Annotated in this window: 20 protein-coding genes; 15 read left to right on the top strand and 5 right to left on the bottom strand. The window is 67.5% G+C overall.

Annotation, left to right across the window (positions count from 1 at the left end; all coding sequences use genetic code 11):
* Window positions 1–19 precede the first annotated feature (19 nt).
* Entirely contained in the window at window positions 20–1,099 is a 1,080-nt protein-coding gene (locus tag AB0F43_RS06405; protein WP_360471431.1) for a LacI family DNA-binding transcriptional regulator, read from the top strand.
* The gene (locus AB0F43_RS06400; protein WP_360471428.1) at window positions 1,096–2,562 is read left to right on the top strand and encodes a glycoside hydrolase family 32 protein; all 1,467 of its coding nucleotides are present in this window, start codon (window positions 1,096–1,098) and stop codon (window positions 2,560–2,562) included. Before AB0F43_RS06405 ends, AB0F43_RS06400 begins: the two co-directional genes overlap by 4 nt.
* A 37-nt stretch (window positions 2,563–2,599) precedes the next feature.
* Here AB0F43_RS06400 and AB0F43_RS06395 read toward each other — a convergent pair whose 3' ends face one another.
* Together AB0F43_RS06395 and AB0F43_RS06390 are read right to left on the bottom strand one after the other, a co-directional pair.
* On the bottom strand, window positions 2,600–3,982 hold the full coding sequence (locus AB0F43_RS06395) for an FAD-binding oxidoreductase (RefSeq protein WP_360471425.1): 1,383 nt from the start codon (window positions 3,980–3,982) through the stop codon (window positions 2,600–2,602).
* Window positions 3,979–4,428: a thioesterase family protein gene (locus tag AB0F43_RS06390; RefSeq protein WP_360471422.1), complete on the bottom strand. Its 450-nt coding sequence runs from the start codon at window positions 4,426–4,428 to the stop codon at window positions 3,979–3,981. Before AB0F43_RS06390 ends, AB0F43_RS06395 begins: the two co-directional genes overlap by 4 nt.
* Window positions 4,429–4,760: 332 nt before the next feature.
* Here AB0F43_RS06390 and AB0F43_RS06385 point away from each other — a divergent pair, with 332 nt between their 5' ends.
* The 10 genes from AB0F43_RS06385 to AB0F43_RS06340 all read left to right on the top strand — a co-directional run bounded on the left by AB0F43_RS06385 (window position 4,761) and on the right by AB0F43_RS06340 (window position 14,978).
* Complete coding sequence (locus tag AB0F43_RS06385) at window positions 4,761–5,234, top strand: hypothetical protein (protein WP_360471420.1); 474 nt, start codon at window positions 4,761–4,763, stop codon at window positions 5,232–5,234.
* Window positions 5,231–6,166 (top strand): ACP S-malonyltransferase, encoded by a 936-nt coding sequence (locus AB0F43_RS06380; RefSeq protein ID WP_360471417.1) that lies wholly within the window; start codon window positions 5,231–5,233, stop codon window positions 6,164–6,166. The genes AB0F43_RS06385 and AB0F43_RS06380 overlap by 4 nt, the downstream gene beginning before the upstream one ends.
* Window positions 6,163–6,906: an SDR family NAD(P)-dependent oxidoreductase gene (locus AB0F43_RS06375; RefSeq protein WP_360471414.1), complete on the top strand. Its 744-nt coding sequence runs from the start codon at window positions 6,163–6,165 to the stop codon at window positions 6,904–6,906. The genes AB0F43_RS06380 and AB0F43_RS06375 overlap by 4 nt, the downstream gene beginning before the upstream one ends.
* A 60-nt stretch (window positions 6,907–6,966) precedes the next feature.
* On the top strand, window positions 6,967–7,251 hold the full coding sequence (locus AB0F43_RS06370) for a phosphopantetheine-binding protein (protein WP_360471411.1): 285 nt from the start codon (window positions 6,967–6,969) through the stop codon (window positions 7,249–7,251).
* Window positions 7,252–7,256: 5 nt separating this feature from the next.
* Complete coding sequence (gene fabZ / locus AB0F43_RS06365; RefSeq protein WP_360471409.1) at window positions 7,257–7,751, top strand: 3-hydroxyacyl-ACP dehydratase FabZ; 495 nt, start codon at window positions 7,257–7,259, stop codon at window positions 7,749–7,751.
* 11 nt (window positions 7,752–7,762) lie between these two features.
* Window positions 7,763–8,785 (top strand): glycine cleavage T C-terminal barrel domain-containing protein, encoded by a 1,023-nt coding sequence (locus tag AB0F43_RS06360; RefSeq protein WP_360471406.1) that lies wholly within the window; start codon window positions 7,763–7,765, stop codon window positions 8,783–8,785.
* Window positions 8,786–8,813: 28 nt separating this feature from the next.
* The gene (locus AB0F43_RS06355) at window positions 8,814–11,240 is read left to right on the top strand and encodes a beta-ketoacyl-[acyl-carrier-protein] synthase family protein (RefSeq protein WP_360471403.1); all 2,427 of its coding nucleotides are present in this window, start codon (window positions 8,814–8,816) and stop codon (window positions 11,238–11,240) included.
* A 77-nt stretch (window positions 11,241–11,317) separates the two neighbouring features.
* On the top strand, window positions 11,318–11,620 hold the full coding sequence (locus AB0F43_RS06350; RefSeq protein ID WP_360471401.1) for a hypothetical protein: 303 nt from the start codon (window positions 11,318–11,320) through the stop codon (window positions 11,618–11,620).
* Window positions 11,617–12,399, top strand: a complete 783-nt coding sequence (locus AB0F43_RS06345) for a glucose 1-dehydrogenase (RefSeq protein ID WP_360471398.1) — start codon at window positions 11,617–11,619, stop codon at window positions 12,397–12,399. Before AB0F43_RS06350 ends, AB0F43_RS06345 begins: the two co-directional genes overlap by 4 nt.
* 137 nt (window positions 12,400–12,536) lie before the next feature.
* Entirely contained in the window at window positions 12,537–14,978 is a 2,442-nt protein-coding gene (locus AB0F43_RS06340; protein WP_360471396.1) for a LuxR C-terminal-related transcriptional regulator, read from the top strand.
* A 389-nt stretch (window positions 14,979–15,367) separates the two neighbouring features.
* Here the strand turns inward: AB0F43_RS06340 and AB0F43_RS06335 are convergent, their stop codons facing one another.
* On the bottom strand, window positions 15,368–16,114 hold the full coding sequence (locus AB0F43_RS06335; protein ID WP_360471393.1) for a L,D-transpeptidase family protein: 747 nt from the start codon (window positions 16,112–16,114) through the stop codon (window positions 15,368–15,370).
* A gap of 75 nt (window positions 16,115–16,189) precedes the next feature.
* The gene (locus tag AB0F43_RS06330) at window positions 16,190–16,432 is read right to left on the bottom strand and encodes a hypothetical protein (RefSeq protein ID WP_360473089.1); all 243 of its coding nucleotides are present in this window, start codon (window positions 16,430–16,432) and stop codon (window positions 16,190–16,192) included.
* Here AB0F43_RS06330 and AB0F43_RS06325 point away from each other — a divergent pair.
* A complete protein-coding gene (locus AB0F43_RS06325; protein ID WP_360473045.1) occupies window positions 16,355–16,618 on the top strand; it encodes a hypothetical protein in 264 nt (87 codons plus the stop codon). The genes AB0F43_RS06330 and AB0F43_RS06325 overlap by 78 nt on opposite strands.
* Window positions 16,615–17,202, top strand: coding sequence for a hypothetical protein (locus AB0F43_RS06320; protein WP_360471391.1), 588 nt, complete (start codon window positions 16,615–16,617; stop codon window positions 17,200–17,202). Before AB0F43_RS06325 ends, AB0F43_RS06320 begins: the two co-directional genes overlap by 4 nt.
* Window positions 17,203–17,922: 720 nt before the next feature.
* On the opposite strand, the gene AB0F43_RS06315 is transcribed toward AB0F43_RS06320, so the two are convergent.
* On the bottom strand, window positions 17,923–18,825 hold the full coding sequence (locus tag AB0F43_RS06315) for a LysR family transcriptional regulator (protein WP_360471388.1): 903 nt from the start codon (window positions 18,823–18,825) through the stop codon (window positions 17,923–17,925).
* A 158-nt stretch (window positions 18,826–18,983) separates the two neighbouring features.
* Between AB0F43_RS06315 and AB0F43_RS06310 the strand changes: the two genes are divergently transcribed.
* Window positions 18,984–19,961: an alpha/beta hydrolase gene (locus AB0F43_RS06310; RefSeq protein ID WP_360471385.1), complete on the top strand. Its 978-nt coding sequence runs from the start codon at window positions 18,984–18,986 to the stop codon at window positions 19,959–19,961.
* The last annotated feature ends 45 nt before the right edge of the window (window positions 19,962–20,006 follow it).

The following is a 20,006-nucleotide window of genomic DNA, read 5'->3' as shown; positions in this document are numbered from 1 at the left end:
AGCACCGTCAAGGGGGACCATGGCGAACCATCCGGCCGGCCGGCCGAGGCGCATCACGATGACCGATGTGGCCCGCCGTGCGGGCGTGTCCCAGCCCACCGTCTCGTTCGTCCTGAACGACCGCCGCGACGTCGCGGTCGCCGAGGAGACCAGGCGCCGGGTGCTCGAGGCCGCGGCCGAGCTCGACTTCGTGCCCAACCGGGCCGCCCAGCTGCTGCGGTCGAACCGGTCGTTCACGATCGGCGTCGTGACCAGCGGGATCGTCTCCCAGCCGTACGCCGGTCTGATCGTGCTCGGTATCCAGCAGACCGTTCAGCCCGCCGGGTACGTATGCATGGTCGTCGATACGACCGGCGACCCGGAGCAGGGTGACAATGCGGTCGCGAGTCTGGTGGGGCAGGGGGTCGCGGCAATCCTGTACGCGTCTCCCGACCCCAAACCGCTGCACCGGAGCCCGCGACTGGACGGAATCCGGACGATCTTCGTCAACTGCTGGCCCGAGGAGGGCAAGGCCGACACCGTGCTGCTGGCCGACGAGTACGGCGGCGGTCGTGCGGCCGCGGCGTCGGTCTTCGCGCGAGGACATCGCGAGGTGGCCTTCCTGGGCGGCCCGCGGAGTAACTACGCCTGCAAGGAACGTCGGCGCGGTTTCGCCGACGCCGCCCGGGAGGCGGGTCTGCGTCCAGCTGACCTGGTGCATCGGTACGGCGACTACTCGATCGGGTCGGGCTACGAGCTGGCGTCCGAGGTGGTGATCGAGAGCGGCCCGACCGCGCTCGTCTGCGGGAACGACCGGATGGCGATCGGGGCACTGCTGGCGCTGCACGACCTGGGGTTGGAGTGCCCGCGCGACGTCAGCATCGTCGGCTTCGACGATCAGCCCGATGTCGCGGACCAGGTCCGTCCGCGGTTGACCACGGCCGCGTTGCCCCACCTGATGCTGGGCCGCCGGGCCGGGGAACTGGTGCTGGCCGATCCCGACGGTGCGCCCGAGCGGGTTGTCGTCGATTGCGACCTGATCGAGCGGGAATCGGTCGGCGACCCGCCACGGCGTCGCCGCCGGCCGCGCGCGGATTCGTCGGCAAGGCGCCGTTCATGATCGACAACGCTGTCCACTGGCGTCCAGAGCGCGGCTATGTCGGTGACGTCATCCCCTTCAGCCACGCCGGTCGCATCTGGCTGTTCTACTTGCTGGACGAGCGTCCGGACGACCCGGCAGCCGGCCCCAGCGGGATGCCGTGGGCACTGGTGTCAACCACCGACTTCGTCCACTACACCGACCACGGCGTCGTACTGCCCGGCGGAGACCGGGACGCCGAGGACTTCGACTGTTACACGGGGAGTGTGATCGCCGACGGCGATCGGCTGCATCTGTTCTACACGGGTCACAACCCGCGCCGGGGGACCCCGAGCGGGGCGTTCCAGGTGGTGTGTCACGCGACCAGCGACGGGGATCCGACGCGGTGGACCAAACATCCCGACCACACCTTCGGTGCGCCGTCGGGTTACCTGCCTCAGGACTGGCGAGACCCCTTCGTATTCCGGACAAGCCCCGATCAGCCGTGGCAGATGGTGCTGGCGGCCCGTCACTCCGGTAAGCCGGATCGGCGGAGCGGAGTCGTGGCCCGACTGACCTCGCCCGACCTGGAGCAGTGGACGATCGCGGAACCCCTGTGGCAGCCACACCGGTTCATCACCCAGGAATGTCCCGACGTGTTCCAGTGGGGCGACTGGTGGTACCTGGTGTACTCCGAGTTCAGCGACGCATTCCAGACGCGCTACCGGATCGCCCGCCAAGCGGAAGGCCCGTGGCTCGCGCCCAGCCGCGACACCATCGACGGGCGCGCGTTCTACGCGGCCAAGTCGGTCGACCATCAAGGCCGGCGATTCTTCATCGGCTGGATCCCCACAAAACAAGGGGAATCCGATGCGGGTTCCTGGCAGTGGGCCGGCGAACTCGCGATCCTGGAGGCGCACCAGGAGGAGGACGGTAGTCTCGCGTTCGCGTTCCCGGCGGAGATTCTCGCGGCCCACTCCGACCCGCGCCCCGTCTCGTTGGCGCCGATCGACGGTGCGGCGGCCGAGCCCGGCCAAGGAGCGGCCGATCGGTACGCCGCCTGGATCGGCGACCCGCTGCCCGAACGATGCGTGATCAGCCTCACGGTCGATGTGGCCGCCGGTACGCACGCGTTCGGACTTCTGCTGCACTCCAACGCCGACGGTGAGGAAGCCGGCATCATCCGGATCGAGCCCCAACGCGGCCGGATCGTCTTCGACCGCTGGCCGCGCGGGCAAACCGGTCCGGCCCAGTGGCAGGTCGAAGGCGACGTCCCGCATGCCGTGGAACTCGAACGGCCCTGCCGACTCCCACCCGGCCGCCACACCGTACAGGTTCTCGTGGAGGCGACCACCGGACAAGTCGTGGTCGACCAATGCATCGCACTGAGCTTCCGCCTGTATGACCACCCCCAAGGCCGTCTGGGCCTCTTCGTCACCGACGGCGCGATCCACCTCATCGACCTCACCGTCTCAACCCGTCGACCAGGTGTGCCCGAGAACTGATACGGGTGCGATGTCGTAGCCGCGAGCGACACTCCGGCTACTTCCGCGGCTTGATGTTGTGGTTGAAGCGGAACGTGTTGTGTGGGTCGTACTGCGCTTTCACCTTCGCGAGCCGCTCCAGCCGTTCCTCGTTCCAGAATGCACTCACCCGGTCCACGTCCTCGTCCTCGGTGACCAGGTTGAGGTAGCTGTCTCCTGATCCGATCGCGCGCAGGTCCGCACCCGCCTGCTTGACCCAGGTCCGGCAGCGGTCGGTGTCTGCGGGGTCTGTCCACTGGCCCATGACGTGGATCAGCCAGCTGTCCTGCCGGTGGCTGAACGCGGTCGCGTCCGGCTCGACCCTGGTCACGGCGGAGTCGAACGGGATCACCTGGATGATCGAGTGGTCGGTGGGGAGCGTGGCGCCGTACGAGGCCAGGGTTTCGATCTGTTTGGTACCCAGCTCGGGAAGGTACTCCCCGGTCCAGTAATGCAGGTTGCCGTTCGGGTTCAACGGGTCGAGCAGTTGCTGCACCGCGACGTACGGCATCGGGTAGATGAAGTCGAGCACGGGAGAGCCGAACTCCTGGACCGGCCGAACCACTTCGGGATCGAGGTCGGAGCCGAAGTACCGCAGGAAGATCCCGATCAGCCGGCGGCCGCGGTGTTCGTCTGGGATGACGTCGAGCGGCGGGGCGAACTGGATGACCGCATCCGCGCTCAGGTCCTCAGGAGAGTTCACGATGAAGTCCCGCAGGAAGGCCAGCACCTCGGGCGCCTGCTCCACCGGCCAGGCGACCATGCCCGCGAGGATGGTCGGGCCGACCGGATGGCAGCGGAACTCGAACGAGGTCACCACCCCGAAGTTGCCGCCGCCGCCGCGCAACGCCCAGAACAACTCAGGGTGGCTGTCAGCGCTGGCGGTGACGACCGCTCCGTCGGCGGTGACTACGTCGGCGGACAGGAGGTTGTCGCAGGTCAGGCCGTAGCGACGCTGCAGCATCCCCATGCCACCGGTCAGTGCAAGCCCTGCGATACCGGTCATCGAAACCTGGCCGCTGGGTGTCGCCAGGCCGAACAGCTGGGTGTTGGCATCCAGGTCAGCCAGGGTGGCGCCGCCCGAGACTCGCACGGTCAGCGCCGCCGGATCGACTCGGACGTCGCGCATGCCGGACAGGTCGACCAGCAGGCCGTCGTCGCAGGTCCCGTGGCCTGCGACGCTATGGCCGCCGCCGCGGATCGCGACCGGAAGCGAGTGTTCTACCGCGAAGCGCACAGAGTGCACCACATCGGCGACGCCCCGGCAGCGTGCGATCATCGCGGGACGACGATCGATCATGCCGTTGTAGACCCGGCGAGCGTGGTCGTAGCCGGGAGCACCCGGTACGACGAGTTCACCGCGCAATTGCGCGGCCAGGCGATCGGTCGGTAGCTGATTCATAAGTGAGCCTTCCGATTTTCGAGAAATGCTTCGAATTTCTCGTGCCAGGATGCGGGGCCACGCAGGAGGAGACCTTTCTCCAGGTCGACCAGCGCGTGTTGTGACTTCGCCTCGGCGATCAGTTGCCCACCGTTTTTGCGATAGATCTCGTAATTACAGTCGAGCCGGACGGTGAGCGGCGCGGTCCAGGTCCGGATCAGCAGGTCGTCGAGGTAGTGGGCCGGTGCGTGGAATCGGATATGGAATTCGGTCGTGGTGACCAGGTAGTCCTGGTAGTCGACGCCGGCGGCCAGGGCGAATGCCTCGCGGCCCAGGTCGCACCAGGTCATGTAGTTGCCGTAGTAGGCGTGGCGCTGCAGATCGCACTCGGACCAGCGCACCCGGACACTCGTCTCGACGAATGCCCCGCGCACGATCCGGGGCGCAGTCTCGACCCAGCGCGGCATAGGCCGTTTCCTTCCGCTCGATTTAGAAAGATGAAACAATCTTCATATTTCTCGGATGATGCGACTCTCAACATTTTCGAGCCAGGCCGTACGGGCTGCGCCCAGACTGGTGTCCGGGTTGTCTTGGTGTCAAGCAATCAGTGCGGGCCATGGCTGATCCCTGCTATCTCCTGACTGCATTTTCGAGCTAGCAGGAAGCAGCCATACGGTGATTCCTTGACAGTGCGTCGACGCGATTCCTAACATCCATTCTGTCCCGCGCTAACAAGGGCTTGGAAGATAAATACCCGAGCCGATACGCCCCTCGATTCAGCGCGTGTTGGGAGCAATTCATGATGTCTGCCATCGATGCCTGCCGGGTCCCCGCAGGCCGGTTGCGGGGTGCCGGTGTCGACCTGCTGGACCAGCAGCGGTTCGCGCTGGCAGCACGGCGTACCGGTCCGGCGTGGCTGCGGCGAATTTTCGACGACACCGAATGGGCCGCGGCAGCCGTGGTCCCTTCGACGGAGTGCGAGCAGCTACCTGGTACGGCGGACTTGGCCCGCCTGGCCCGGCTGTTCGGGATCAAGGAGTGCGTGGTCAAGGTGGTCGGCGGTCTGCCGGCCGGGGCCCGCTACCGCGACATCGTTGTCGCCCAGGCCGGTACCGATGGTGTCCGGCCCATCGACGTGCGGGGAGAGCTGGCCCGCTGGGCCGACGAGCACCGGGTCGTCCTGACCGGGGGCGTCCTGCCCTCCGGCGATGCACTCGGGCCCGATCTCGACCTGTGCTGGGCGGTCGCGACCGAGACGGAGGCGGCTCGATGATCGCGCCCGACACGACATTCGTCTTTCCCGGCCAGGGCAGCCAGCGTCCCGGGATGGGCCGCGAGCTGACCCGCTGCGGCGTCGAGGCGCGCGATCTGATCGTCCGGGCGGAGCGGCTGACCGGAGTTGCCGTCGGCGAGCTGATGACCCGGGCGGACGAGAGGACACTGGCCGATCCCGAGGCCGCACAGCTCACGATCTTCGTCTGGTCCAGCGTGCTGGCGGCCGAGCTCGCCGCAGCCGGCTGTCGGCCGGTAGCGGTCGCCGGGCACAGCCTCGGGGAGTACACCGCACTCGTCGCCGCCGGCTGCCTCAGCTGGGAAGACGCGCTGGCGATCGTGGCCCGGCGAGGCCGGGCGATGGCCGATGCCGCGCGGCGTCAACCGGGTGCGATGGCCGCCATCGCGGGGCTGTCGGAGGACCAGGTGACCGAACTGTGCAGGCAGTTCTCGGCCGACGGGGGTGTTGTGGTCATGGCGAATCTGAACGCACCCCGGCAGGTGGTTGTCTCGGGGACAACTGATGAGGTCTGCGGAGTGGTCGACGCCGCCCAGGCGGCCGGGGCCCTGCGGGTGAAGCGGCTGCCGGTCGGTGGTGCCTATCACTCGCCGCTGATGTCCGCGGCCGAGCGTGATCTTGCGCCGCTGCTCGCGGAGGCTGACCTGCGGGCGCCGCGGATACCGTTCGTTTCCAGCATGACCGGTGGTGTGGTCCAGGACATCGAGAAGTACCGGAAGCTGCTCGGCGGGCAGATCACCCGGCCTGTCCGCTGGACCGATACCGTCGCGTCGCTCGCCCGGACTGATACGCGAACCTTTGTCGAGGTCGGCCCCGGTCGGGTGCTGACCGGGTTGGGGCGCAACATGATCCGGACCGCCAGGCATTTGGCCGGTTGCGAAGCACTGGGTCCGCTCGCGGTGAGCCAGTCATGAGCCTGTCCGGAAGCGTGGTTCTGGTGACCGGCGCCACCAAGGGGATAGGTCTCGGCATCGCCTTGGATCTTGCCGCCGCCGGCAGCAGGGTGCTGCTGAACTATCGGCGCGACCTCGAGCAGGCCAAGCAGGCACTCGATCAGGTCCGCGAGCGGCAGCCGGACGCGGAGCTGGTCCAGGCCGATGTCGCCGAGCCCGCCGAGGTCGACCGGATGTTCGGCCGCATCCGCGCCGATCACGGCACGCTGGACGGCTTGGTCAGCAATGCCGGCATAGCGAACGACGGCTACGCGCTGATGATGGGCGAGCAGAAGTGGCGGTCCGTCCTGGAAACGAACCTCACTGGGTCCTTCCTGGTCTGCCGTGCGGCAGCCCGCCTGATGGCTGTGCGGCGCGCCGGAGCGATCGTCGCGGTTGCCTCCACCAGCGGTGTGAACGCCCCGGCCGGGCAGGTGAACTACGCCGCGTCCAAAGCAGGTCTGCTAGCCATGGTCCGGGTGCTGGCCAAGGAGCTCGGCAGCTACGGCGTCCGGGTCAACGCGGTCGTCCCAGGCTTCGTCGACACCGCGATGACGCGCTCGATGCCGCCGGACCAGCTGACCGCCTTCGTGGAGCGGGTACCGCTGGGCCGGATCGGAACACCGGCGGATGTCGCGCCGGTCGTGCGGTTCCTGCTCGGCGCCGAGTCCGCCTATGTCACCGGAGCGTCCGTCGTCATCGACGGCGGCCTCACCTGCTGAGTGCAAGCCCACATTCCCGTCCCATGACAAGGCGATCCGACAAGCGACAGGAGAGGCCACATGGTGGCAACGCTGGAAGAGACGAAGACAGCCGCAAAGGCTCGGCAGGTCCTGTGCAGTGAGGTCAAACACCTGCTGGTGGACCGGCTCGGCCTCTCGGTGGATCCGGAGCTGATCGGTGACGACCAGCCGCTGTTCGGTAGAGGACTCGAGCTGGACTCCATCGACACCCTCGAACTGGCGATGGCCGTGGAGGAGAAATTCGGTGTGATGATCACCGACGACGACACCGAGAGCCTGCTCTCGCTCAACCGTCTCGTCGACTACGTGGCGGGCAACCGGTGACGGGTATGGCCGTGACGCCGTCCGTGCGACCAGGTGGTCTGTCGGCCGACGAGATCGCGCGACTGCTTCCGCACCGATACCCGTTCTTCCTGCTGGACCGGGTCACCTCGGTCGAGCCAGGAGTACGGGCGGAAGCGATCAAGAACGTGACCGCCTCCGATCCGGTGCTGGCCGGCCACTTTCCCGGCCGGATGCTGTACCCGGGCGTCCTGCTCGTCGAATGTGTCGCGCAGCTCGCCGCGGTGATCTACGGCAGCGCGGCGGCGACTCGGAGCACCGGCGACTTGGTGGCCGACGTCGCAGAGCGGGTCGGCTACCTCGCCGAGATCAAACAGGCCAAGTTCCTGCGCACCGTGGTGCCCGGCGACCAACTGGTCGTCCGGGCCCAGACCGGTCCCAGGATGGGCAGCCTGATGTCGGTGACCGGCCAGGTGTCGGTCGGCCGTGACGTGGTGATGACGACCCGGCTCGTCGTGACCGAACGGAATGAAAGCCAATGAAGGGGAGAATCATGCAGAGCGTCTACTCCGACACCGTCGCCGAGTACGAGCTGCTGCGCAGCGCGTGCGGGCTGCTGGACTACACCGGTCTCGGCCTGCTCCGGATCGCCGGCAGTGAGGCCGCGGCCTTCCTCAGCCAAGTGTCGACCCGCAGCGTCGACTTCCTGCTCGAAGGGCAGATCTCTTCGGCGCTGCTGCTGAACTCGGACGGTTCGGTGCTGGCCGAGGTGTTGATCCATTGCCACGGCGCCGACTACCTCGTTGAGATCTGGCCGGCGCAGGCGGCCGCCGCGACCGAATACCTGGTTGCCGCCGGCAACACCGGGGCGCACGACGTGACCGTGCAGGACGTCGGCGACGAGTACTGCGTGTTCGGCATCGAGGGGCCGCAGGCGCCCGCGGTCGCGCAGAAGTTCCTGCCGTTCCCGATCACCTCACTGTCGTACGCCGGCTTCGTCACGACGCCCTGGCGCGAGGACCTGGAGCTCCTCGTGAGCCGCACCGGAGTCACGGGCGAGTACGGCTACAAACTGCACGTCCCAGTGGCCGCCGGCGACGAGTTGCGCGAGCACCTCATGGACCTCGGTGCGCGGCAGGTCGGCGAGGCTGCCCTGAACATCTGCCGGATGGAGATGCGGTTCGCGAACCTGGAGCAGGAGGCGGCCGGCGTGACGCCGTTCGAGGTCGGCCTGCAGTGGATGGTCGACTTCGGTCACGAGTTCATCGGTAAGGAGGCGCTCGTCGCGCATTGGGAGGCTGGTCCGCCGCGCCGCCCGGTCTGCTGGATCGCCTCCGATCGGCTGCAGTCGGTCCCGGACTCCGGCAGCGGGCTGGTCCTGGAGGATGTATCGGTGGGTGCCGTCGCCCACGCGGTGTACTCACCCCGGCTCGGCCGGGTGATCGGCACTGCCCGGGTCGACGCCGATGTGGCTGCGGCCGGTCTCAAGCTGACCCTCGAGCAGCTCCCTCGGGCGGTCCGAACCACCGCTGCACCATTCCTGGTCGCCACCAGCTTCGGCGTACCGCTCGAATGAACGCGACAGGTCTGCGTGAGGAGAGCACATGAACGCCACAGGTGTAGCCATCACCGGTATTGGGGTGACCTGCGCGCTGGGCACCGGGGCCGAGTCGGTCTGGTCCGGGGTCCGCGACGCCGCTAACGGAATCGACCGGACCCGGCGCCTGGACACCTCCACTCTGAGTTGCCACTACTCCGGCGAGGTCGGCGAGGTCCCGGCACCGCCGCTCAAGGGCCGAGGGCGAATCGATCGTGCGATCAGCCTGGCGCTGAGTACCGCGGCAGAGGCGATAGAGGACGCCAAGCTGGACATCTCCGCGTTCGATCCGTACCGGGTCGGGATCGCCATGGGTACGTCGGTCGGCGGTCTCGACGCCGGTGAGCAGTACCACTGGCAGTTGCTCCGCGACGGCGTCACCGGCGCCTCGAAGCATCACTTGCTGGTGTACCCGCTGTACACGTCGACCGATGCAGTCTGCGCGGCCTTCGGACTGAAGGGTCCGAAGGTGGTGATCTCCAACGCCTGTGCGGCCGGCGCCAACTCGATCGGCTGGGCGGTGGACGCGATCCGGGAAGGCCGGGCCGATGTGATGCTGGCCGGTGGCGTGGACGTGCTCGACGTGCTCTCGCTGGCAGGGTTCGACAGTCTCAAGGCGCTCGACGACCAGCCGTGCGCGCCGTACTCACGCAGCAGCGGCCTCAACATCGGCGAGGGCGCCGCTGTCCTGGTGCTCGAGTCCGCGCAGCTGGCCGAATCGCGTGGGGCGCAGGTGCTGGGCTATGTCCTGGGCTACGCGCTGACCAGTGACGCGCACCATGCGACTGCGCCGGATCCAGTAGGCGGCGGTGCGTTGAGAGCGATGCGGCGAGCGCTGGAGCAAGCTGGGTACGCCCCCGAGAACGTCGATTACGTGAACGGCCACGGCACCGGGACCCCGGCCAACGACAGCGCCGAGCGCAAAGCGGTGACAGCGCTGTTCGGAGGCCGGCAGGTGCCGCCGATGAGCAGCACCAAGTCGCAGGTCGGCCACATGCTCGGCGCGGCGGGTGCGCTCGAGGCTGTGGTCTGCGCGCTGGCAATGCGCGAACAGACCCTGCCGCCCACGGTGAATGTCGACACCTCGGCCGACAGCCCGGCGTACGACATCGTGCCGAACGCATCGCGGCCGGCCGATCTCGGACTGGTGGTGTCGAACTCGTTCGCGTTCGGCGGCAACAACTGCTCCCTGGTATTCGGCCGCACGCCCGGACCAGCGCCACAGCGGCCGGACCGCCGGGTGGTGATCACAGGTGCCGGCGTGGTTTCGCCGGTGGGTCTGGGACGCGACGGCCTGATCACCGGCCTGCGGGCAGGCACGGTCGGTATCGCGCCGGCGACCCGGATCGACACCAGCCAGGCCGCAAGCCGGCTCGCGGCGGAGATCACCGACCAGAACTACCGGCGCTGGATCAACCCGGCGTATGCCCGGCGGCTGGACCAGCTCGGAGCATTGGTACTGGCTGCGACGCGAGGCGCCTTCTCGGACGCCGGGTACCAGATCACCCGGCAGAATGGGACCGAGGTCGGAATGGTTTTCGGCACCTGCACCGGACCGCTGGAAACGGTGGCACAGCTGACCGAGACGATCGGCACCGAGGGTCCGCACCGGGTCAACCCACGGCTGTTCCCGAACTCGGTCATGAACGCGGCCCCCGGCCACGCCTGCCTCTCGATGCAGATCAAGGGCCCGTTGTCCACGCTGGCCATCGGCTGTGCCTCCGGCGTTGCCGGTCTCGGCTATGCGTCGGACCTGATCCGGCGGGGTGAAGCCGAAGTGATGGCCGCGGTGAGCGCGGACGAGCTGACCGGGCTGCTCCACCTCGGCTACGACCACCTCGGAATACTGGCCTCGGACGTTGTCCGTCCCTACGACCGCGAAGCCGGCGGCTGCGCACTCGGTGCCGGCTCGGTGGCCCTGGTACTCGAGTCGTTGGAGCACGCGCAACGGCGCGGGGCGACGATCCTCGCCGAGGTCCGCGGCCACGCCAGTACAGGGGACGCCTATCGGGTGGCGGGCAATGACGACTCCGGGGAAGCCTGGGCGCAGTGCCACCGCAACGCGCTGGACTCGGCGGGTTTGACGCCGGCCGACGTCGGAGTCGTGTACGGCGACGCCCGTGGAACGGCTGCAATCGACCTGGCCGAGGCCAGGGCCGTCGCTGCGGTGTTTCCGGCCAGTTCGACCCGACTGGCCAACCTCTCCGGCCAGGTCGGTCACATCCACGCCACCACTGCGTTGATGTCTGTGCTCGCCGCGGCCGAGAGTGTCAGCACCAGCTGGGTGCCGCCGATCGCGGGATTGCGCGACCCGCTGCCCGGGCTGGCGCCGTACGTCGACTCGGACCACGATCCCGCCGGACGTGCCGCACTGATCACGGCGGCCAACTGGGGCGGTACCTACGCATCGGTGGTGCTGACGCCGTGGCCGTGACACCGCCGGCTTCTGTTTGTGTTCGCGTCGTCCAGGTTCCCTCCGATGCTTGGACGGATCGAGCCTGGCGGCAACTGGTGAGCCCCGCAGAGCTGGCCTACTGCTCGGGGCTCGCCCGCGCCGGCGAGCACCTGGCCGCGCGGGTGGCTGCGAAGTACGCGGTCGCCGAGGCCCTGCAATGGCCCGGGCCGGTTCCGTGGAAGGAGATCGAGATTCTCCGTACGCCGCCTTCGGCACCCGTGGTGTTGCTGGCCGGTGCGATCGAGCGGTGGCGCAGGCAAGCCAATCTCGTGGTGCCGCGGGTTTCTCTCAGCCATGCCGCCGGATACGCCGTTGCGCTGGCCTGGCTGCCGGTCCGGCGCGACGAGGCCGCAGCGTGACCGCGGGGCCGACGCGAAGGCGAGCGGGCGCGGGTCTGGTCGGCCGCAGCGCCCTGGTCACAGGTGCGGGCAGCGGCATCGGCCGTGCGGTGGCGGCGGGTTTGGTCGAGGCTGGAGCCGGGGTCGTGCTCGCTGATGTCGACGGCCGTCGGTGCGAGGCGGCAGCCGCGGAGATCGAAGCGGCCGGACTCCCCGGCCGGGTCGTGGCGGCCGAGGCCGACGTCACCGACCCCGGTGCGTGGGCGAGGCTCACCCGGACTGCCCGTCGGTGTTTCGGCTATCCGACGCTGCTGGTGAACAACGCCGGTGTCCTCGGGGGCCGTGGCCTCTCCGGCGTCACAGCCGACGAATGGGATCGGGTCGTCGATGTCAGTCAGCGCGGCACCTGGCTGGGGATGCAGACCGTCGTACCGTGTATGCACCTGTCCGGTGGCGGCGCGATCGTGAACGTGTCCTCGGTGTTCGGTCTGGTCGGCTCCGGCGCTGCGTTCGCGTATCACGGGGCCAAGGGCGCTGTGGCCGCAATGACCCGCGCCGCGGCGGTCGAGCTGGCGGGCGCGGGCATCCGGGTGAACGCCGTCTCACCTGGCCTGGTCGAGACACCGATGACTGTCTCACTGCCGGCGCAATTCGTCGCCGACTTCGTGGCTGCGACGCCGATGCGCCGGATGGCGGCGCCGGGTGAGATCGCCGCCGCCGTCCTCTTCCTCTTGTCCGACGACGCCTCGTTCGTCACCGGTGCCGACCTGCTGGTCGACGGCGGCTACGCAGCGCGATGAGTCGGAGCTGGCCACGGGAGAGGGGTTGTCCACTTCGTCAACACACCGAGCGTGGGTTTAGCCTCACCGAGTGTTTGAAACAGTCGTTGGAGGCGGTAGCGGAGTTTCCAGGCACCAGGTTGGACTAGGAGGCACTGGTGGCAAGGCAACGTGATACGGCAGCCCTGGGCCTACCAGGCGACCCGCAGGGCGGCGGCCGTGGTTCCTCGGATCGGATCGTCCCGGCGGCCGCAGCCTGGGCGGTCGGCGTGCAGCCGCCCAACCAGCTGGTCGGCCGCGACGACGAGCGCGCCGCACTTCGGCAGATCATCCAAGGCGCGGCACAGCTGGTCACCCTGACGGGCCCCGGCGGTACCGGTAAGACCCGGCTGGCTCAGGCTGTGGTCGGCGATGTGCGGGCCGGCTTCCGTGACGGCGCCTGGCCTGTCGAACTCGCATCGCTGTCCGAGCCGAGCCAGGTCACCGACGCGGTCATGGCTGCCTGCCGGGCCGTGTTCGACAGCAACTCCCGGCACACAGACGATCTCCGCGACGGGTTGCGGGATCGCGAACTGCTGCTGGTGCTCGACAACTGCGAGCACGTGGCGGACGGCGTTGCCGACCTGCTGGCCAGTCTGCTGTCGCACTGTCGCGGACTGCGGGTACTGACCACGAGCCGTCAACCGCTGCGGATCTACGGTGAGCGGTTGTATCCGGTCCGGCCGCTGCCGCTGGTGCACTCCTTGCGCATGCCATTGGCGGAGATCGCGGCGATCCCCTCGATCGCACTCTTCGTGCAACGGGCCCGGGCAGTCGTACCGGATTTTGCCCTGACCGAGGACAACGTGGGCGATGTGGCCGAGATCTGCCGGCTGGTCGACGGACTGCCGCTGGCGATCGAACTCGTCGCGACGAAGCTCCGGCTGTTCGGTCCACCTGCCCTGCTGGCCAGGCTCCGCGACGGCATCGACATCCTGCGCCTCGAACTGACCGACGTACCGCGCCGTCAGCAGAGCATGCGGGCGGCGATCCTCTGGGGCTATCAGTTGCTGACCAAACAGGAGCGTGACTTGCTCGTCAGGCTCGGCGTTTTCGCGGGCGGCTTTACTGCGGCGGCCGTGGCGGCCGTCGTACAGCTGACGCAGTCTCGAGCCGAGGAATTGCTGGAATCGCTGCTGGACAAGGGGATGCTGACTTCGTCGGTCGGTGCGGATGGCGAGCCGCGGTTCGACCAGTTGCACCTGATCAGGGCGTTCTGCGTCGAACGGCTGCGGAGCGCCGAGGACGAGCAGGAGGTGCGCGACCGGCACGCCGAGTACGTCCTGCGACTGGTCGCCGAGGCCGAGCAGGATCTTCGCGGCGGACGGCAAGCCGCACATGTTCGCCGGCTGACGTCGGACCAGGCCAACGCCCGGGCGGCCTACCAGCACCTGCGCGCCCGCGGTCACGCCGATGCCGCGCTTGCGCTGGCGACTGGGATGTGGCGGTTCATGTTCAGTCAGGGCCACTTGTGTGAGGGCCTGCAGATGCTGGAGGAGACGCTGGCGGACGGCTCGGTTCGCACCGACGGCAGGCTCAATGCCGAGGCATTGCATGCCGCCGGCGTGCTGGCGATGGCGGTCGGGAAGTACGCCTCCGCAGAGAGCTACCAGCGGCGTGCGATTGCGGCCTTCCACGACCTCGGTGAGGCGACCGGTGAGGCAGCAGCCTTGAACTGCCAGGGAAATCTCGCCAGAGTCCGCGGCGATCTGCGGGCGGCCAGGAGGCTGTGCGAACAGAGCTTGTCGATCTGGCGGTCGGTCGAGGCTCCCAGGGCGGCAGCGCTGGTGCTCATCGACCTGGCGATGATTTCGATGAGTAGCGGCGACATGTCGACGGTCGACGAGGCGATCAGCTTCGCGCTGCCGCTGCTGGAGGACGACGGTGACGACTGGAGCGCCCGCATTGTCCGTGCGCTGGCTGGGCTGATCGCCTTCCGGTGTGGTGATCAGCAGAGGGCCGAACGGATCTGCCGGTCCGTGGCGTCGGAGGCGGTCGAGATGGACACACATCCAGGCACGCCGTTCGCTCTGGAGGCTCTGGCCCTGGTGCTCGCAGGCCGTCGCCGGCCTCCGACAGATCTGTCGGCCGTTCGCCTGATCGCGGCCGCAGGCTCGATCAGGGCCGAGACGCACAGCTATGCGTGCGCGGAGATCCTGCCGTACGTCGACCGCGCACTCCAGCACCTGCGGCAGCGGCTGGGGCCTGTCGCCTTCGACAACGCATGTATCGCGGGAAAGACACTCCCGCTGCCCAGCTTGCTGGACCCGGATACCGGACTGGTTGAGCAACCCGCCTGGACCGCTGCGGCCGCACGGACGGAACGCATCGACTCGAACCGCAAACCGGCCGACGTGTTCCAGGGTACGTCGCTCACCGCGCGCGAACGGGAGGTCGTCGTACTGGTCGCGAACGGACTGACCAACCGTCAGATTGCGAACCGGCTGAACATCGCGGAGTGGACGGCAACGAACCACGTTCGGCACGTGATGCGCAAGCTCGGTCTGCCGTCTCGCGTTCATGTCGCCCAGTGGGTCACCCAGCGCTACCTGTCCCAGTGAGCCGTTACCTGGGCGGTTATCACCATGCTCGGAGACGCGCCTCGCTGTACGTTTGTTCCTCGTTGCGCATGACGAGATGATCCCTCACACAGAGAACGGACGGACCCATCTACCGCGATCCGCGCTTCCTGCTGTTGCAGATCACCTGGCGGAAGCGTGTCGCGCATCAGTCGACGGAGGACATAGCTCCCCGGCTCTCTCTGCCGAGTTTGGCTCTTATGGATCAAGGCGCGCCTTCGGCGCGCGGGCACGCTTCGGGATCTTTCCTGAGTAACAGCGCCTCTGCTTCGGCGGGGTGTACTGCGGCGGCGGAAACGGGCTCTGCTGCACCATGACAGCAGATGCTGGATGCCGGCGGCGTCAGCCCCTGCGCAGACCGAGGCGGGTTATCACTGGCGGATGATGCTGTCGCGGGTGCCGAGCACGATCGTCGGATGGGCCGAGGAGTTCAGCCAGAGCGAGATCTTGTCCATCCAGGCCGGGCTGACCGAGACACAACCTGCCGTGTAGCCGCGGCCGTTGTCGTGCAGGAAGATCCCGCCGCCCTTGTAGCGGACCTGCTTCAGGTTGTACCCGATCACCAACGCGCGGCGGTACGTCGGATAGCTGATCAGGCGCTCCGATTCGCTTGCGCGACAGACCTTCATGGGGTACTGCTCGACCCAGCGGTTGTAATACCGCGAGTTGTTGTCGAGGCACCAGTAGGACCGGCTCGTGATCCGCCGATAGGGAACCTTGTAGCCGGTGCTCGACACCCTGCCGAAGGCCTGCCCGATCGTGTACCGCCCGCTGGGCGTGGTGTAGGTATCCTGCTTGCGGTACTGGCCGGGCACCATGCCTCGTGCGCCGAGCCGGGCGGTCGTCGTACCGACGTTGACCCAGCGGCCGTCCGCACGTTTCGACCACAGATCGAGTCGCGCGTCGCGACGGCCCCAGGCGGTCACCTGCACGGTGATCAACTGGCGTTGGCCTGCTGGGAGGTACCGCATCTGCTCAGGAAGTGTCCGAGCCGCGGTCGCCGCATCGGCCGGCCCGGACGGCGTAGAGGGCAGCAAAGCGGCGGCAATCAGGACGGCCGCTATCCCCGCATACTTCGCGCGGCGGAGCAGCCGCCAGACCGGTCCCATGGAACGCATCACGACCTCCGCCGGATCACGGAAAGAGTTGGACTCGCTACACACTGTACAAGCATGCGGTCGATCGTCAAGAAACTAGTCGCGCAGCAGTTGGGCTGCGAGTTCGGCGTTGCGTTGTGCGAACGCCCGCCAGAGCAAGGGAGTCGCTGCCACCCGGTCGCGTGCGGCCCTGACGATCGCCAACACGGGCCGGCGATCCCCGACAACGAGGTCCACCGCCTCTTTCAACCGTTCCAGAAACTGGCGTCCGATCGTCACGGCCGCAGCGATGGCTACGGTCTCGGCCTCGCCATCGTCAACGCCGTCGCCCAGGCTCACCACGCCACCCTCACCACCAGCGCACGCCCCGAAGGTGGCCTGTCCATCGCCGTGCGGTTCGCGCACCCATCTCATCCAACCTCGAACATCAGGCGGGCGACTACGCAGACCGAGCGCCGGCGACGTGATGCAGACCGATGTGGGCGTCCTGATGCGAGCGCAGACATAGCACCTGTAGGTCTTTGATCACGTGGTCGCGGTGGTACCCAAGGGAACATGCGTCGTGGACATGTCCACGACACAGACGGCCAAGCAATACAGCACACTCCACCTGCCGGCTAAAGATAAACGGCGAGCTCGTCATCCTCGGCGCCGATGGCCGGCTCAGCTTCGACGCGCTGCAGCGGCGGCTGGTCACTGCACCGTCGAAGGCGCGGCAGCTGGTCGCGTCCGTCCCGGCGGCCTACGTGGCGTTCGACCTGCTCGCGATCGGCGGTGTCGATCTGCGCACCCAGCGCTGGTCGGTACGCCGTACCCGTCTGGAGCAGCTTGCCGCGGGGTGGGCGGCACCGCTGCAGGTCTCGCCGGTGACCGCCGACCTGGATGAGGCCCGTGAGTGGTTCGAGGTCCTGCCGGAGGCGATGGGCGTCGAGGGCCTGGTGGTGAAGGGCGCCAGCTCGCGGTACGCCGGTGGCCGGCGGGAGTGGCTGAAGGTCAACTCTGTTGGGGCGGTGGGTGTTCGGTTGGTCCGCTCAGGCTGGATCTTGCGAGGTCAGGTCGTGGATCGATGCTCCGCGCTGGTGCGAGACAGGTGTCGTGGACGGAGCTGATGGCAGTGTCTGGCGACGCTCCTATGCTTCGTCAAGCCGCGGCGGCTCCGCTTTCAAGCAGCCAATGACGACATCGACCACGTCGCGTAGATCGGTCAGACTGTTCATGCGTTCTCTCCTTCGCCGGACGGGACGTCGTTCCGGTCCGGGACGGAGGCTCGGCAGGACTGTGATGAGACACATCCGGCGCCACTAACGCCAGGTGGTCAAGCTCCTGATCAGGCCAGCTCCTCCAACCGGGCCGGGGCCGGTGACCGCGAGCGGACAGGTCGCACAAAGGCACAAAGCCAGTCATTCCGGGGGTCACGATGGCGGTCACCAACCACAGCCCAGCACCATCAGGCTGCGTTGGCGATCCTCACAGACGCTCCGCCGGACTCGGCATCGTCCCAGATCCGCCGCGACGAGTGCGTCAATGCGCCGCCTTGGACGCGTGAGTCGCGGCGCGGTCATCGCCGCGACGACCGGCTGTCACTCGTGGTCAGTGACAGGTAGGGCGCTGAGTGAGCTGGACTGGCCGAGTCGAACTGACCCCGTCGCGGCGTCGAGGCGGACCTGTCCATGTGCGGGCGCCACGCGGAGGTCCGAGGGACCACGAGGCCGAGAGACGGAACCGGTTCGTGCACGCGGCGGCCGTCGCCGTCTGCGGGTTCGGTTGGCGCCTTCGCATTCCCTTGTGTCCCACGACGTGCAACCAACTGTCGGGCCTCTCCCCAAGTCTCAGGTGTGGGTTGGGGGCTTGGCGGCAAGCGAGACGAGCACTTGGCGGAGTGCAGCCGCAGGTTCGGATAGGGGCCGGTCGCTGCGGGACGCAAGAGCTACCTCGAACCACGGGGTCGGGTCCGACAGGTCGACCATGCTGAGTCGCGGCCGCTCGGTCGCCGCTTCCTCTGGCAGAAAGCCGATCCCTACCCCCGCCTCGATCAAGACCTGCGCTGTCCGGATGTCCGGGACTTCGACCCCGACCTTCCGCGATTCGCCCGCCTCTGCGAAAAGTCGGTCGATGGTGCGCCGGTTGCCCCAATCGACTGGGAAGTCGATGAATGAGCGGTCACGAAGATCAGCCAGGGGGACGCCCCGCCGCGTGGCCAACTCATCGTCCCGGCGACAGACGAGCGCGGCGCGCAACCGGGAAAGTCGATCGAGATTGATTTGTGGTGGCTCCATACCGGAGACAGGCACAATTGCAAGGTCGGCTTCGTCGTGCATCAACACATCGGTACGACCCTCGACCGGCCCCATCGCCTGCCGGATCTCCAAGGTGACCGCTGGGTATGCGCGACGGAAAGCTGCCAGGCCAGCCGGCAGGGCGAAACTGCCGTAGGAGATGGGAATCGCGAGACTGACGTGACCGCGCAGCGGGCCAGCGAGCAGTGCTATCTGTTCGCGCGTTCTCTGTGCCTCGCCGAGAACGGCGTGTGCTCGGTCGAGCAGGACTCGGCCGGCATTGGTTAGTTCGACCCTGCGACCCACGCGCCGCAGCAGCTCGAGCCCGAACTCACGCTCAAGCCGACGCACAGTTGCCGACGCTGCGGATTGTGCGACGTGCATGCGCTCGGCTCCACGCGTGACGTGCTCCTCCTCGGCGACGGCGACGAAGATCTCCAACTGGCGCAGTTCCATCTCGCCTCCGTGTCCCGGCTTACCCAGTCATCACCTCAAGCTATTAAACACATCTAGAACCAGACTTGGAGGTGATGGATCGCTCGGAGAGGCTAGGACCGCACGGCATCACCCTGCATCCGCAATCCCAGATAGACCCGAGAAGGAGGCGTGCTCTGATGACAACAGCCGCCAGCACTGCGCCGACCACGGACGGGACGCAGGCACCGTCCCTTCCTGACGAAGAGATCGAGAAGATCTTGGAGACCATGTCCGAGGGGTTCGTTCAATGGCCGCGAGCCCCGATCTACCATCGTCCAGACGAGGCGGGGTTGGCCTACGAGGACGTCACTTTCCCGTCAGAAGACGGAGTGCCGCTCGAAGGGTGGTACATCCCCGCAGAGGGATCTAACCGACTGATCATCTGCAACCACCCACGTTGGTTCAACCGAGCCGGCCTCCCCTCGCACCTTGCGCCTTGGAGCAAGTTTGCAGGGGCCACCGGCAACGACTTCGAGATCAACTTCGTACCGGACTACAAGATCCTGCACGGCGCCGGCTACAACGTCCTCTCCTACGACCTGCGCAACTTCGGCCAAAGCGGTTCGGCCAACGGCGGCGTGTTCTCGGTCGGGCGCTTCGAGTCGCGTGACGTCATCGGTTCGCTGCAGTACGCGCGTTCGCGAGCGGAGACGGCCGATATGACGATCGGCCTCTTCAGCCGGTGCGTGGGAGGCAACTCCACGATGTACGCGATGGAGCGCCACCCCGAGGCGTTCGAGGACGTGCGGTGCATGGTCTCGCCGCAGCCGCTGTCGAGCGGCGTCGCACTCGAGCGCGCACTGGAGCGATTCGGCATTCCTGTGGACCGTCTCAGCGACCTCGACGAGCTCATCTTCCGCAAGACGAGCTTCCACATCGACGAGTTCTCCCCCGTGCCGTGGGCCAAGAGCGTCCGCGTCCCGACCCTGCTGTACCAGGTTCGAGACGACCTCTACACACGGCCCAGTGACATTCAGAGCATGTTCGACAACATCCCGATCGACGAGAAGGACCTCTTCTGGATCGAAGGCACGACCCGCAGGTGGGACGGCTACGCATACTTCCAGCGGGAACCCACCAAGATCCTCGAATGGTTCGACAAGTACATGACGTGAACGTCCAGCGCAGCGGACCCACCACGCGGCAGTCAGCCCAAGCGG

This window comes from Kribbella sp. NPDC023972, from assembly GCF_040639075.1.
GTDB lineage: Bacteria > Actinomycetota > Actinomycetes > Propionibacteriales > Kribbellaceae > Kribbella.
Note: the sequence above shows the minus strand (reverse complement) of the source record. Positions and strands in the feature narration are given on the sequence as shown.